At 35.9% G+C, this 15275-nt stretch carries 20 protein-coding genes; 19 read left to right on the forward strand and 1 reads right to left on the reverse strand.

Features of this window, described 5'->3' with window-relative positions:
• Nucleotides 1–108: 108 nt before the first annotated feature.
• From DW721_RS14120 to DW721_RS14200, 17 genes are all read left to right on the forward strand, one after another.
• Complete coding sequence (locus tag DW721_RS14120) at nt 109–1977, forward strand: glycoside hydrolase family 2 TIM barrel-domain containing protein (RefSeq protein ID WP_347560393.1); 1869 nt, start codon at nt 109–111, stop codon at nt 1975–1977.
• Nucleotides 1961–2914, forward strand: a complete 954-nt coding sequence (locus DW721_RS14125) for a beta-galactosidase small subunit (protein WP_005602861.1) — start codon at nt 1961–1963, stop codon at nt 2912–2914. Before DW721_RS14120 ends, DW721_RS14125 begins: the two co-directional genes overlap by 17 nt.
• Nucleotides 2915–2938: 24 nt before the next feature.
• Nucleotides 2939–3760 carry an AraC family transcriptional regulator gene (locus DW721_RS14130; RefSeq protein WP_006859543.1) on the forward strand — a complete coding sequence of 274 codons (822 nt, stop codon included), beginning with the start codon at nt 2939–2941 and terminating at the stop codon, nt 3758–3760.
• Nucleotides 3757–4227 (forward strand): methylglyoxal synthase, encoded by a 471-nt coding sequence (locus DW721_RS14135; RefSeq protein ID WP_005602859.1) that lies wholly within the window; start codon nt 3757–3759, stop codon nt 4225–4227. Before DW721_RS14130 ends, DW721_RS14135 begins: the two co-directional genes overlap by 4 nt.
• 218 nt (nt 4228–4445) lie before the next feature.
• On the forward strand, nt 4446–4778 hold the full coding sequence (locus DW721_RS14140) for a helix-turn-helix transcriptional regulator (RefSeq protein WP_227701399.1): 333 nt from the start codon (nt 4446–4448) through the stop codon (nt 4776–4778).
• A gap of 44 nt (nt 4779–4822) precedes the next feature.
• Nucleotides 4823–5530, forward strand: a complete 708-nt coding sequence (locus tag DW721_RS14145; protein ID WP_015567858.1) for a LytTR family DNA-binding domain-containing protein — start codon at nt 4823–4825, stop codon at nt 5528–5530.
• A gap of 2 nt (nt 5531–5532) precedes the next feature.
• Nucleotides 5533–6819, forward strand: coding sequence for a sensor histidine kinase (locus DW721_RS14150; RefSeq protein ID WP_118746113.1), 1287 nt, complete (start codon nt 5533–5535; stop codon nt 6817–6819).
• Between the two features lie 103 nt (nt 6820–6922).
• Nucleotides 6923–7087: a cyclic lactone autoinducer peptide gene (locus tag DW721_RS14155; RefSeq protein WP_005602854.1), complete on the forward strand. Its 165-nt coding sequence runs from the start codon at nt 6923–6925 to the stop codon at nt 7085–7087.
• Nucleotides 7088–7101: 14 nt separating this feature from the next.
• On the forward strand, nt 7102–7686 hold the full coding sequence (locus DW721_RS14160) for an accessory gene regulator B family protein (RefSeq protein ID WP_117686863.1): 585 nt from the start codon (nt 7102–7104) through the stop codon (nt 7684–7686).
• Nucleotides 7687–7875: 189 nt separating this feature from the next.
• Nucleotides 7876–8601, forward strand: a complete 726-nt coding sequence (locus DW721_RS14165) for a LytTR family DNA-binding domain-containing protein (protein WP_347560394.1) — start codon at nt 7876–7878, stop codon at nt 8599–8601.
• A complete protein-coding gene (locus tag DW721_RS14170; RefSeq protein ID WP_055196194.1) occupies nt 8602–9906 on the forward strand; it encodes a sensor histidine kinase in 1305 nt (434 codons plus the stop codon).
• Between the two features lie 136 nt (nt 9907–10042).
• A complete protein-coding gene (locus tag DW721_RS14175; protein WP_118746115.1) occupies nt 10043–10636 on the forward strand; it encodes an accessory gene regulator B family protein in 594 nt (197 codons plus the stop codon).
• A complete protein-coding gene (locus DW721_RS14180) occupies nt 10623–10763 on the forward strand; it encodes a cyclic lactone autoinducer peptide (protein WP_055195967.1) in 141 nt (46 codons plus the stop codon). Before DW721_RS14175 ends, DW721_RS14180 begins: the two co-directional genes overlap by 14 nt.
• 63 nt (nt 10764–10826) lie before the next feature.
• Nucleotides 10827–12272, forward strand: a complete 1446-nt coding sequence (locus tag DW721_RS14185) for a hypothetical protein (protein ID WP_006859580.1) — start codon at nt 10827–10829, stop codon at nt 12270–12272.
• Nucleotides 12273–12360: 88 nt separating this feature from the next.
• Entirely contained in the window at nt 12361–13293 is a 933-nt protein-coding gene (locus tag DW721_RS14190) for a hypothetical protein (protein WP_055195968.1), read from the forward strand.
• Nucleotides 13277–13510: a hypothetical protein gene (locus DW721_RS14195; protein WP_006859582.1), complete on the forward strand. Its 234-nt coding sequence runs from the start codon at nt 13277–13279 to the stop codon at nt 13508–13510. The genes DW721_RS14190 and DW721_RS14195 overlap by 17 nt, the downstream gene beginning before the upstream one ends.
• A gap of 104 nt (nt 13511–13614) precedes the next feature.
• Nucleotides 13615–13959 (forward strand): helix-turn-helix transcriptional regulator, encoded by a 345-nt coding sequence (locus tag DW721_RS14200; RefSeq protein ID WP_006859583.1) that lies wholly within the window; start codon nt 13615–13617, stop codon nt 13957–13959.
• A gap of 24 nt (nt 13960–13983) precedes the next feature.
• On the opposite strand, the gene DW721_RS14205 is transcribed toward DW721_RS14200, so the two are convergent.
• Nucleotides 13984–14217: a hypothetical protein gene (locus DW721_RS14205; RefSeq protein ID WP_055195970.1), complete on the reverse strand. Its 234-nt coding sequence runs from the start codon at nt 14215–14217 to the stop codon at nt 13984–13986.
• A 248-nt stretch (nt 14218–14465) separates the two neighbouring features.
• Between DW721_RS14205 and DW721_RS14210 the strand changes: the two genes are divergently transcribed.
• Together DW721_RS14210 and DW721_RS14215 are read left to right on the forward strand one after the other, a co-directional pair.
• Nucleotides 14466–14678: a helix-turn-helix transcriptional regulator gene (locus tag DW721_RS14210; RefSeq protein WP_118507328.1), complete on the forward strand. Its 213-nt coding sequence runs from the start codon at nt 14466–14468 to the stop codon at nt 14676–14678.
• Between the two features lie 192 nt (nt 14679–14870).
• Nucleotides 14871–15194, forward strand: a complete 324-nt coding sequence (locus DW721_RS14215) for a helix-turn-helix transcriptional regulator (protein ID WP_005602820.1) — start codon at nt 14871–14873, stop codon at nt 15192–15194.
• Nucleotides 15195–15275 lie beyond the last annotated feature (81 nt).

Genomic DNA, 15275 nt, shown 5'->3' on the forward strand with positions numbered 1-15275 from the left:
ATAAAAAAGTGTATGTCAAAAATGGCTAAAAATCTGTCCAATATAATCCTTATGTTCATTAATTTTATCATTTTGTGCATATTTTGTCCAATTTATGATATGTCATTTTTGGCTTTCCGTGTAAACCAGTTGGACGCACACAGCGACCATTGTTACTATATGGATTATGCAGATATGGAAAAATCAGAAAATCCTTTGATGCAGTCATTAAATGGACAATGGGAGTTTGCTTTTAGCAAAAATGTAATGGACAGACCGGAAAATTTCTATGAGGAAAATTTTGATGCATCTTTATTTGATAAGATTATGGTTCCGGGGCATATCGAACTGGCAGGCTATGACAAAATACGCTATATCAATACGATGTATCCGTGGGAGGGAAAAGAATATCATAGGGGTGCGTATAGTATGGAGAGTACCGGGGACGAGGCAGGAATGTTTTCCGAGGCAGAGTATAATCCTGTCGGATCTTATATCAAACGATTTGATTTGAGTGAGCAAATGCGTGAAAAGAAAATCCGTATCTGTTTTGAAGGTGTGGAAGAAGCGATGTATCTGTGGCTGAATGGTCAGTTTGTAGGATATGCGGAGGATAGTTTTACACCGTCAGAATTTGATCTGACACCATTTATCAGAGAAAAAGGAAATGTGCTGGCAGTTCAGGTTCACAAAATGAGTACAGCAGCATTTTTGGAGGATCAGGACTTTTTCCGATTTTTTGGAATTTTTAGAAATGTAACTTTAAAAGCAGTGCCAGAGGTGCATTTGGAAGATGTATGGTTTCAACCAACACTAAACAAGGATAATGTAAGCGGCAGGGTATCGGTAAAGATGAAAGTATCTGCTCCAGAAGGAAAGAAAGTATCTGCCCATTTGGTTTTAAAAGACAGAGAGAATAATCAGGTGGCAGAGGACAATATCACCTTAGAGGAAAAAGCTGGAAGTCTTGTAGGAGTGATTGATACTGAGGTTGGAAGTGTTAAGGCATGGGATAATCACTGCCCATATCTGTATCACGCATATGTAGAGCTTAGAGGCGAAGCTGGAGAAATATTAGAGATAATTCCATATGACATAGGTTTCAGAAGGCTGGAAATGATTGACAAGGTAATCTATTTAAATGGTAAACGTCTTGTCATTACCGGAGTAAACCGTCATGAGTGGAGTGCAAAGACAGGAAGAAGCATCAGTATGGATGAAATGACAGCAGACATTGATTGTATGATTAGAAATAATATCAATGCAGTACGCACCTGTCATTATCCGGATCAGATACCGTGGTATTACCTGTGTGATAAAGCTGGTATTTATGTAATGGCAGAAACGAATATGGAAAGTCATGGAACATTCCAGAAACTAGGTGCGATTGAACCATCGTGCAGCGTACCTTGTTCTATTCCGCAATGGCGGGAGGCTGTTGTTGACAGGGCTAGGAGTAATTTTGAAACTTTTAAAAACCATACAGCAATTCTTTTCTGGTCTTTAGGAAATGAATCTTATGCGGGTGATGACATAGAAGCAATGAATACTTACTTCAAGGAAAAGCAGGATGGCAGATTTGTTCATTATGAAAGCTCTTTCTATGACCGTAATTATGAGGAAACCATATCAGATGTAGAGAGCAGAATGTATGCAAAGCCTTATGAAGTGGAGGAATATTTAAATAATAATCCAAAGAAACCGTATCTTTTGTGTGAGTATATGCATGATATGGGTAATTCGATGGGAGGACTTGGTACTTATATGAAGTTAATAGATAAGTATGAGATGTACCACGGTGGATTTATCTGGGATTTCATTGATCAGGCACTTCTCGTGAAAGATGAAGTGACAGGAAAAGAAGTTTTGCGTTATGGCGGGGACTTTGATGATAAGCCTTCTGATTATGAGTTTTCAGGAAATGGAATTGTATTTGCAGACCGTAAGGAAAAACCAGCTATGCAGGAAGTGAGGTATTACTATGGCTTATACAGATAAGAATAAATTGAGAGTTGTATATGGAGATTATACACTTGGTGTACATGGAGATGGGTTTGACTATATATTCTCTTATTCACAGGGCGGTTTGGAGTCTATAGTAAAAAACGGTTATGAATGGCTGTATCGTTGTCCAAAGCCTACTTTTTGGAGAGCATTAACAGATAATGACAGAGGCAGCAGGTTTCACATTAAAAGTGGAAGCTGGCTCGCATCGGATATGTTCATTGACTGTAAAAAAACTGAAGTTATTATGGATGGTGAATTGCAAAAGCAGTATGCTCCGGACAATAACAGCTATGGCGGTGATGTGGCTGCCGGGGAAATAATTGTGAAATATACTTATGAGACTGTCAGCAATCCAGTAACAACAGTCATTGTATCTTATACCATTGATGTAACTGGAAATATCAAGGTGGATGTGGATTACACAGGAGTAAAGGGACTGCCGGAACTTCCGGTATTCGGAATGAGGTTTATTATGCCGACACTTGCAGATAAATATATGTACAAGGGATTATCGGGGGAAACCTATCCGGACAGAAAGGCAGGGGCAGAAAAAGGAATTTATGAGGTATCAGATTTGAGCCTGACACCATATCTGGTTCCACAGGAATGTGGTATGAGAATGGATACAGAGTGGCTGGAGATTACAAGACATACAAGTCTTGATAATAGCAGAACGGATAGTTCACCACAGACATTAAGAATAGAAGAAAACGACAAGGCATTTGCTTTTTCGTGCCTGCCTTATACAGCATCAGAGATTGAAAACGCAACACACCATGAGGAACTGCCACCAGCAAGAAGAACAGTCCTTTGTGTCTATGGTGCAGTAAGAGGAGTCGGTGGAATTGATAGCTGGGGAAGTGATGTGGAAGATGATTATCGGATTAGTGCAGAAAAAGACATTCACTATTCCTTCATTATCCGCTAAGTTTGTTTGAGGAGTTGCTTGCAAGTGTTATTGGTATATGAGAACAGAACTGATGGAATAGTGGTAGAGTGGAAGAAAACAGTGCATTTTCCACCACATTTACATGAAGCAATAGAGGTAGTGTATGTAACGGATGGGGATATTGAACTTGGAGTTGGACAAGAATTGTATCACATGGATGAGGGTGATTTTGCAATCGTGTTTCCAAACGTAATACATCATTATCAAGTATTTGGGAAAAAAGAAAACAAGGTAATATACCTGTATCTTGATCCGACACTGTTTCCTTCCTATTATAAAGAGTTGCAGATATACAGCCCGAAGAACCCGGTTGTAAAAAAAGAGCAAGTGCATCCTGATGTAGTAAATGCAATAAAATATCTGGCAGGAATAACAGAGGGGAATCCCATGCTGATACAGGCTTATGTACAGATGATTCTTGCCCATGTTTTCGCAGAAATGCCAATGGTTGATAAAAGCACAGTAGGGAGTGATGACCTGATTTATAATGCGGTAGAATATGTAGCTAAAAATTTTAGAGAGAAAATCAGTCTTGAAAAAATGGCATACGATTTGTGTGTAAGCAAATATGTGTTATCAAGAATGTTTGCAAAAACATTTCACTGTAATTTTAGTAAATATGTGAATGGAGTCCGGTTAAATTATGCAGTTGCGGCACTGGAAAACACAATGGATTCCATTACAAATATATGTCTTGATTGTGGGTTTGAAAGTCAAAGAACTTTTAACCGTGTTTTTAAGGATAGATACAAGATTACACCAAGAGAGTACAGAAAAAGGATGGAACACAATAATAGAAACGGCAGCTTGGGGGTACGCAGATGATTAAATATCTTACAATGACGATTGAAAAACAAAAAAACATAGCTTTGATTGCTCATGATGGGAAAAAACAGGATATGTTGAAATGGTGTATGGACAATAAAGAAATTTTACAGCAACATAATCTGTCAGGAACCGGAACAACTGCGAGAATGATAGCAGATCATGTAGGATTAAAGATAAAAGGATATAACAGTGGTCCGTTAGGGGGAGATCAGCAGATAGGGGCAAAAATTGTAGAGGGAAATATCGACATGGTTATTTTCTTCTCCGATCCACTGGCAGCACAGCCACATGATCCGGATGTTAAGGCACTTCTTAGAATTGCACAGGTGTATGATATACCGATTGCAAATAATATTGCAACAGCGGATTTTATGATTCATTCCACGCTTATGAATGAACAGTATTCACATCAGATTGAAAATTTTAAAAATACAGTGGATGTCAGAGTAAAAGAAATGCAGTGATGGATATGATAAATAGCCAAAAACTGTCCGCTAATAGAATTTACAACAGAATATAGAGCAGATAAAGACGAATGGTATCAGATGTGCCATTCGTTTTTTTAATAAAAGCACAAATTAACCTACTTACGAGCATAAAATGATGTGCGCTGGGTTGTTTTCTGGACTATGAGAATCAAAGTCCCATTGATATGATTAACATGGAAAAGAGGTGCAAAATCTTGGATACAGGAAGAAAAGATGCCAATATACAGATAGGAAAGAGACTAAGAGAGGCAAGACTGAATATGAACCTCGAAAAGTCAGAAATTGCGGATGTATTAGGTGTTACAGTGGAACATTATCGAAAGCTTGAGGCGGGTATAACGGGAATATCTGTAGATAAAGTGTTGACACTCTATCATAAATATGGAATTGATCCTACATATCTGATAACAGGCGAGAGCAGTATGAAAGATTTTAATCTGGATTACTATGTTGCGAACAGCACAAAGGAGCAGAGAAATGAGTTTTTTGACCGTGTGCTGGCTTATTTATCTAAGTTGATTAGATAAATTGAAGTGCTTCCTACTTCCAAGCCCGAAAAGGAGGAAGTGTTATGCTTAATATTGCGGTCTGTGATGACAGCAGAACAGATGTAGAAATGCTGGAAAGTGCTTTTGATAAGTTAGCGCAGTACCAGTTTTCTTATGAAGTGTATTTTACAGCGAAGGAGTTGCTGAAGCATGTTATAGATGATGGTGAAATGTATCATCTGTATATATTTGACATTGAAATGCCGGAGATGAATGGTTTGCAGCTTGCAAAAGAAATCCGGAAAATAGATGCCAAAGCATTGTTTGTATTCCTGACTGGATATACGCAGTATGTTATGGATGTTTTTGAGGTTATTACCTTTGACTATATTTCTAAACCGATTACAGTGGAAAAGCTGGAGTCCGTCCTTTTAAAAGCCATGCAGTATCTTCATATGATAAAGCGTGACTTTGTCTTTCAGTTCCGAAAAAATCAGTTTCGTATTAGCTGCGATGATATTGTGTATTTTGAGAAGAAAGGTCGTCAGGCAGTGATACATACGATCTCAGAAAATTTCAAGGCAAATATGACAACTGAAGAAATATGGAAACAGCTTGATGATAAGGTCTTTGCCCATATTCATGTATCATATATCATCAATCTTGGGCATATCAGGGCGATTGAGGGAGATGAAGTAGTGATGGACAATGAAGAAAGACTTCTGATTGCCCGTTCCCATAAGCAGAATTTAAAAGAAAAACATATGGAGTTTGTAAGGAGGATGGTTTAAGGATGGAATATGTGATACGCTTTGCCATCAGCCTGTTTGATCTGGCAGTGTTTATGTATTATTTTCATTCCAATAAGAAAATGAAACCAGTATCAAAGGTATGGATATGGGCTGGATTTACCATTGCTGCAATTATATGGACATTTGTCAGCAACATAAAAAATCCGTATCTGAATCTTGCGACTCTTTTGATTGTGCTTATACTGTTATCATTTTATTATGAATCAGGAATGTGGACGAGAATTATAAATATTGTGACATTCATGGGTATTGGAATGCTGTTTGAACCTGTAGCTTTGCTGTTACTCCATGCGATGAATTTTCATATGGGAGAAAGTTATAAATATTATTTTGTAATGGTAATATGCAGCTTTGTTCGTGGAAATGTGATGTATATTCTGTCAAAATTGATTTCAAAGAAAGGGATGCAGATTGCTGCCTTTCCGAAAGAAATTTTGGGTGTGCTGGTTATGGTATTTACCTTTACGGTGTTGAACTGTTGCTTTATTATTCTTTTGTCATTGGAGGCGGGCAGTGAAAAAAGCCTGCTTATGTGTGCCAGTATTGTAATTTCCCTTGTCCTGACGGATTATTTTATGCTGTATATGATGGAGCGTTTTAATTATCTTGTGCAAAAACAGTATGAGGATGCAATGTACAGGGAAGAAATGCACTATAAAGACATCTATTATGAAGAAGCAGAAAAACAGAATAAGGAAGTGCAGAAGTTAAAGCACGATATGAAACATAAATTGCATGAACTGTATCATCTGGTGGAAAATAGTGATGGGCAGGAACTTTCAGAGAAAATCGGTGCAATGTGCAAGGAATTTGAGCAGATAGATGAAAAGCAGTATTCTGATAATCCAATCGTAGATTCTGTGCTCCGTATTAAATTTGGCAGGGCAAAGGCAAGGGGAATAAAAGTAGAAACATCTATTCGTATTCCAAAGCAGATGCAGCTTGATCACGGGGATATAGGTGTATTGTATGGAAATCTTGTGGATAATGCGGTAGAAGCCTGTAGCAAGGTGCCGGAGGGACAGCGTTTTGTAAAGATTGAAAATAAGTACCAGTCGGGGATTTTGCTTCTTGTAATAACAAACAGCAAAACAGGAAAGAAAAATAAAAGCCTGAAAACAACCAAGAAAGATAATATCCGACATGGGCATGGTGTTCAGAGTGTTCGTAAAGTGGTAGAAAAATACAATGGAACGGTCAGTTTTACAGATAAAGGGGATATATTTGAGGTTTCAGCAATGCTCTATGGAATTGAAGTGAAGGAATAAATGCAAAGCGTTACACTTAAATGTCAATCTGTTACACTTTGCCGGATTTTCCCATAAAGTATGATATAGTGCATTCATCAAATGTAAAGGAGGACATATACATATGTCAAAATTAAGAAGATTGATGAACCGACTCAGTCATGGAGCATTAACAAGCGTGGCAGCACTTGCCCTTACGGTAACTGCAACAAATATGAACCGTTGCTGCTGGTTTATTTTCGGACAGGACAAGTTACCGGATAATGCGAAAAAACTTAGAAAATTTTAAGGTGGTAACAGGGTATGATTGCTAAATTTGCAAAGAAGATAAATGAAATATTGATACAAAAGGGGATTGTGCAAAAAGAGGATGCAGAACTGTACCGATATGGGATAGAAAATGGCATTGTTGTTGCAGGAAACCTTTTGGCTTCTGGAATATTTGGCATTGTGACGGGGAGACCGGGACTTGTTCTGGTCTTCCTGTTATTTTATGCCTCGTTGAGAAGCTATAGTGGGGGCAGCCACTGTAAGAGTAGAATCGGCTGTTTTTTGATATCAATGGCAATTTTATTTATTCCGGTTTATACATATGAGCCTGTAATGAAAAATGTTCCTAATGCCGTGATTTTATTGATCGGAGTTCTTGCAGTGGTAATTATTATTGTCCTTGCCCCAGTGGAAAGTATCAATAAACCGCTTGATGAGGAAGAAAGAAGGTATTATGCAAGGGTAACACATTGCATAACGGCATTACAGGTATGTGTTCTTATCATTTTGTTTTGTCTGGATCTGCAAGATTATTTTTATGCCGGGTATGTAAGTATAGTCCTGGTAGCAGTATTTATGGTTATGGGAAAGATTGCAGTGAAACGATATGTGCAATAGCAAAATGTATTAAAAATAGGTATTGATATATAATTTTGTAGACGAACATGCAATATTACAAATATAGAGTAGTGGTTAAAATTTTGGATAAAGATGCCGAAATATAATAAAAAATAGGAAAATATACAAAAAATAATCCAACCAAATGAAAGAAGTATGTCAAATTTGTGTGTGGAAGGGGATGAGCATATGTTCAGAATTGCTATATGTGATGATGAAAGACAATTTAGAAAACGCATTCATGATATTTTAATAGAATATATGAATGAAAATGATATATTATACGAAATTGATGAATTTGAATCAGGAAAGGATTTTATAAGTTTAGGTATCAATCTGGCAAAGTATGATATTGTTTTTCTGGATGTAAATATGGATGAACTGGATGGAATGGAAACTGCACAGAAAATAAGAAAAGTCAGTAATGATGTTTTTATAGTTTTTGTTACAGCATTTATTACATGTGCCCCTCAAGGATACAGCGTAGGAGCTATAAGATATATTTTGAAAAATAATGTAAATTTTCAAGAATTAATATTTGAGTGTATGGATGCAATCAGCTTGAATATGAATTATGTAGCCCAAAAGAAGAAATTTAACTTTAATGAGGGTGCAAAGGTTGTAGCATTAGAGCGTTTGTTATACATAGAGAGCAGATTGCATAAACTGGAATTTTACATTATGGAGGACAAGTTAAAAAAATATTCAATATATGGCAAACTAGATGAGCTGGAAAAAGAGTTGCAAGGTAATGATTTTATCCGGATACATCAAAGTTATCTGGTTAATATGAAGCATATTGAGAAAGTCAGCCGGTATGAGGCGTTATTGAACAATGGTATTAAATTAGAAATTCCAAAAGCACGATATAAATTTGTTGAAGAAACATTTGTTTCGTATAAAGGAGAAATATAGATGTTGGTTAATTACATTCAAAGTATAATGCTGACGGTATTGGAAATAATATGCTGCAAAATATTTTTTGAAAGTTTTGCTGAAAAGAGATCCGAAAATAATTGGAGAAACTGTAGTATTATTTTAGGAACGGTAATATGTGGATATATAATAGCTTTGTTATTTTATGATCAGTTTGTCCTAAAGCAGATGTTAGCTATTGTTGTCATTGCGCTGTTTATGAGCTTTTATTTTAAAATCCATTTAAAAAAAGCAATAATCTTATCATTATTATTTCAAGCATTACTGCTTTCTGTAGACTATTTTACACTTTGGATAAATGTCTCTCTCTTTCATAGTGTAGCAGAAATTAATGAGTCACATTTTGTAGGTGGAAGTTTAATAACAGTTTTGGCAAAAATAATTCTTTTTCTAGTTGTTCTGCTTATCAGGAAAAAAATAGGAGGGGAGTCCTCGGATGTTTTAAGAAGTACAGATTGGCTTCGATTTATCTTTTTTCCACTTTTTACAATCTTCACAGTTATTGCATTGATCATAACATCTGGAAGCATTGAGAATCAAAAGCAGGAAAATGTATTCTTGGTTATAGCATTGTGTCTGGCAGGGATGAATATAGTTGTGTTCTATATGATAAATGATATATTAAAACGTGAAATTAAGATTCGTGAAAATGAAGTGTTTCAACTGAAAGCACGAAATCAGACAGACATGTACCGTTCTATTTCAGAAAATTTTGTTAAACAACGGAAAAAAACACATGAATATAAGAATCAGATTATGTGCATTGAGTCTTTGATAGAGATGGAAAATTATGATGAACTAAAGGATTATGTGAGAAGTATAAGCGGAAATTTGAGTACAGAGTTAGACTATATTAAAACAAATAATGTGATTATCGATGCTATATTAAATAGCAAATATAAGGAAACATTGGATAAAGGAATTGTATTTATCTTTCAAATCAATGATCTATCAGGAATTAAAATGCGTGATGAGGATATTGTTGTTATTTTATCGAATCTTTTGAATAATGCAATAGAGGCTTGTGAAAAGTGCTCAGGCAAAAAAGTTATGAAAATGAAACTGGTTAAAGAGAAAGACAACATCATTATATCTGTAAAGAATACATATGATGGTAAACTTAATATTAAAGATGGAGAAATACAGACCTCAAAGAAATATGAAATAGATGAGCATGGGGTTGGAATAAAAAATATAATTGAGGTTATAACAAAATATCAAGGCTCTTATGCTATACGAAATGAAAATAATGAGTTCTACTTCTCAGTTATATTGCCAAACTAAGATGAACCTTAAAAAAGTGATTTGTTGCAAGCAAATCACTTTTTTTGTCATTTTCTGCAAAAAAAGGTCACTTTCTGCAATAGATATTGTTTTGTAAACAGATAAAGTTATACTTAATCTGGCAGGAGGCATAACTATGATTGAAAAAATGGCGGATGATTTAATTGGTCAGATGACTGAAGCAAGGTTAATTGATAAAGACATGGAAGAAAGATATATTTATGTCTTTATCTGTTGGATTGAGAAATTTATTACGGTTGGCAGTATTATCGTAATCAGTTTGGCGTTCCATAAACTGTTTCCAACTATATTTTTTCTTGTGTTTTTCTTAGAATTAAGAAAGCGAACTGGCGGATATCATCTGGACAAGTTTTATAAATGTTATTTGGCAACCGTTGTTTCTTATTTAGTTATTGTAATTATCAGTGCAAGACTGTCAGAACATCCGCAATGGTTATTTGCAATATTGGTAATTGCTATAACGGGGATAGGATTGATTGGTACAGTGAATCATCCTAATATGCACATGACATCAGAGGAATTGATGGAATCGAAAAAATCCGCAAGGACTATTGTTTTACTTGAGGGGTGTATAATATTGGGATGTGTTCTGTTAGATGCGGATATGGTTTACATTAGTTATATGGCAATAGCTGTTATATTATGTGCAGCTTTGCTGTGTATAGCAAAAATTTTTAAACAGGAGGTGAGAGAGAATGAAGCAGGTTAATAAGAAAGTGTTGAAGGTTGTAGAACGTGTCATGAGAAAAGAAGCTGTATATGGGATAGATGGATTTCCACCTGCGTGTTTAGGAATATGGCATCAGCCGAAACGTCCGAACATTAAAAAAAAATAAAAGGTTATTGAAAATAATGTTCAAATTGTTGTACAAAATAAGCTTAGAAAGGCGGGAATTGATATGAAAAATAAATTTATAACAACAGTGGTTGCGACAGCATTGGCATTAACAATGACATTTTCATTGGCTAATGGAATGGATGTTAAAGCAGCAGAAATCACAGAGGATTCTTTAGTCGCAGCAGAAGATACTAATGTTGGAAATGAATCGGTGGATATCCAGCAACAGGAACCTGTAGAAATTTCAGAATTGGAAACAACCGAAAATAATGACTTATCGAAATCGTCAGAAAGTATTACAGTAGATGAAAGTATTGCAGAGGATATTTTGGCTACACAAGCTGATACTGCGGTTGTAGTCGGTACGGTTAGTGACTATTTGACAGCAAAGGGCGATGCAAAACTTTATAATATTAATTTGCCAGCAGGGGTATATTTGCAAGCACAGTTAACAACGCCTGCTAATGCAGATTTGGATTACGATTTGTATTTATTGGATGCAGAAGGCAATATTTTAACGGGCTCAGATTATTATACTTATATTAATGGCACCGCAGGTACATTGCCGGAAGCGTTAGGCTATATAACATCAGGTGATACAGCAACATATTATTTGTATGTATTAGCATCTGAGGGCGGAAGTGTAAGTGAATCATTCACATTGGATTATTCAGTAAGTACAGCGTGTGATTCTTATGAGATTGACGAGTCTGTAAGACAGGCATTAGCATTTACATATGGAGCAGGAGGGGCTTATATTGAATCAAGAAATTTAAGTTCTCCGATTGATAATGATTGGTATGTAATTACAGTGCCAAGCAGTAGAATTTATGACAAATTAAAAATTTCTGCTACTACAGCTTCAACAAATACCTGTTCTGTAGAAGTATATCAGAATGTTGCATCAGAAGGGTATCAAATGAAACGAGTAGGCAGCGGAAACACTATTTCTGTTTCGTCAGGAAAATATTATATTAGAGTTTCCAATGCAAAAACTATGGAGAATTTTGATGATTTGGACATTCAGAATTATAAATTGTCTATTACTCCTATTTTGAAGGCTACAGGTATTGTTATAACTGATCTTAAAGGTTCAGAAGGGTTAAATAAGGTTGTTAATTATCCTGGATATGGAGCACATTTCAGAACGCAGGGATCTGGAACATTAACTGTTTATGGAGTGCTGACAGCAACAGACAGTTCGACGGGTGTAACGTATGCAGTTGGGGGAGAGCAGATTAACGGATTATATTATAGTCCGGCATGGGAGGCTAATAATACCTCTGCGAATGCAATAAGGCGAGGTACAGGCACTACAGATTCAAGTGGTAAATTTGAAATTGATATTTCTTTACCACCTGGAATTGGTGTATATTCGTATTATGGTTCAACATCCACTCATTATTTTGATATATGTGGAGTTTCTGTATCGCCAAGTGATGATAGTAGCATAAGTGCTTCAGAGACTATTTTCCATTTGGCATATACTATGTATCATCCGTTTTAATGTGTAAATTGTAACTAAGAAAATATAAAAATAGGTTGTCACACGATTTGGTGTGTCAACCTATTATGCAAAATACAGGAGGGTTAAAATGAAGATAGCTACCCAACATTATCAGGACAGCGTGATCACTCCGTATGGTAATAATCACTGGAATGGAAAAGAGAAAATTGATATTTCCAAGGAAAAAGATGATGCGGTTATTCTGGAAATAAGTGCAAAAGGTAAAAGAGCAATACAGCTAAAAGAGAAAAACGAATTTGAGCAGGATATTGTTCAAGTGGATAAAAGTGCAGATGATTTACCAGCATATTCAGGAATGTATGATGTTGACAAGACGATATCGTCTTCTCTTGAAAATTGTAGCAAAGAGGAACAGGGATTTGTATATGATATTATCCGCGAAAATTTTCTTATTGGAAATGGCAGCTCTATGAGTGAGGAGGAGCGTCAGGCTAATATATCATTAGGAATGAAAAAAGCGGAATATGCTGCAAATAATTTTATATCAGAAGATAAAAAAAGTTCCTTTTTGGATGCAATGGAATCTATAGCAAAGCTGGCAAGTGCCGGAAGGATGAATGCAGATGGAAATATGGATTACGGGGTAAAAAAAGGAAATTATTTAGGACATGGTAGTAATCTTGTTTACACTACAGATGGTCTTGATATGATGAGGTCAATGGATTCAGGTGCATATGATGAATATCAAAGGATCAGTAGAGAAAGTAGTAATTCTGATAGACAGCTTAACACTTTAAAATACTTGACAAATTGGTATTCTAATGCTGTAACGAAAAATCCGCATATGGTAGAGAAATATGAAGCTAAATCGGATGAGTATATTGAAAAAAATGTAAAAAATCAAAAAGTAGATTCAACTTTTTCGGATTTGAAAACAGAAAGTAAGTCTGCTTTTATTGAAAGTTTGAAAGCATTTCAAGCACAGAATCCTAATTTCTTATCCAATATCGTTAATAAGGAATTGTCAAGAAAGTATTGGGCATATGGTATTATCGCCTAAGGGTGAGGATAAATATGAGATGAAGTATGTTCCGGAAGATTTTGACAGGTATGATCAAGGATTTTTTGGAAGAGCGAAACCAGAATATATTATTGTTAAGGGAGAGTGTTTGGAAAAATTAAAACAGCAAGGGTATGAAATGGACTGTTGGCAAAAAGGTATTCCGTTGGCGATAAATAATAAACATCCTGATAGCATAAAATTAAAGGGATTTTGACAGAATATGCAAAATATTACACGAAAATGTCAAAGGATTACAGTTTACCAAAACCCATAATAGTTTCTGATATAATGCGATAAGTCAGAAAGGATGATGGGGCTATGGGGAAAAGAGAGCACATATACGAAATTATTGCAGAGAATATCAGAAAAGAACGCAGAAGGCTTGGAATTACGCAGGCAGAGCTTGCAGAACGGGCGGATGTATCATTGGATACTATCAAAAGTGTTGAAAATGGCAGAAGGGCAATGAGTCTTGATACATATTTGAATATTGTTCATGCATTGGAGTCATCGCCTACGGTTCTGATGAGCCAGCAGCACCCAGAAAAACACATTGAGCGTTTTGCATTTATGATGAATCGGTGTGACGAAAGAGAAATAGAATTTGCATTACATATGATTGAACAAATATTAAGAGGACAGGAAGATTATCTGAGTGAATAGACGGGTAGTTATCCTGTCCTTTGTCTATGACTCTTTTGCAAATTTTTCAGCGAGATGGTATATGATTTCTTCAATGGTGGGAGTTTCATTTTCACATGGAAAGTCTGTCCAGAAGCGTTGCATTTGTGGATCAGGGCTTTTTAAAGCAATAGAAACTGCCCGCCCAATTTCCTGTTGGACTTCTTCTTTTGTGATTCCTTCTTTTTCGGCAATGATTTTCAAATATTTATCAACAGAGTATGTGTTTTTATCATTCATAGTGTTGTTGTGAATCCTTTCTGAAAAGGGTATCTGCGGGCAAATTGTCAGGTGATTGAATTGTCCCGGTTGAATACCATAAAAGTAAAACAGATAATCCGTTCTATATTACATAATAACCTTGAGAGCTGTTTTCTATGCAGATTATGGCTATTTTCTATTCTATCATATACATACAGTATGGTGCATACACGCACCATATCATTATAGGACACTCTTGCGTAGAATACAAGGAGGAGGTCTTTGTAATGATAGTATATGACAGGTTATGGATTACACTCAAGAAGAAAAATGTTAGCCAGTATGCACTAATTAAAGATTATGGAATAGATAAAGCACAGTTACAGCGATTGCGAAAGAATATGGTCGTAAAAACGGTAATCCTAAACAGATTATGTTCCATACTTGATTGTAAGATAGAGGACATCATGGAGTTTGTGCCGGATGAGGATATTAAGTAAAGAGATATTTCCAAAATGTAATGAGAGTTTGGAAATATCTCTTTTTTAATCCGCAAATATTTATATTCTTGGTATTAAGGTGTACAATATTCCACCTGAAATAGCTGGTTTAGTCACTCTTACAAAAGATTCACTTACGGTACAATGAATACAGCTTAAGCAAATATATAAGGTGCCGGAAAAGAGTGGAAGGTGTACTACGATATTGTTAATAGTGGAGAAAGAATAAAAGAGTTGCGTGCGGCAAGAAGAATGACAAGACAGCAGCTTGCCGAGCAGATTGGATTGTCAGTGGATGCTCTGCGGAAAATTGAAGCTGGTGTAAATGGAGCAAAAATAGATACGCTGATTAGTATTGCTGAATTGTTTCATATAACGTTGGATTATCTTGTGTGTGGGTGTGAAAGAAAGGCAGAAGTCGATGATCTGCTGGTTGGTCTGAAGGAGAAGGAAGTACAGTTTATCCGGAATATGGTATTAAATGCCGTTGACAATATGAAGCTTCTGACAGAATAAAAAAGTCGGATTGCATTTTTGATAATGCAGTCCGGCTTTTTTTATAAGGATTTGGAACAGGTGGGAGTGTTACTCTTAGTT

The organism is Clostridium sp. AM27-31LB, from assembly GCF_003480745.1.
In the GTDB taxonomy this organism is placed as follows: domain Bacteria; phylum Bacillota; class Clostridia; order Lachnospirales; family Lachnospiraceae; genus Butyribacter; species Butyribacter intestini.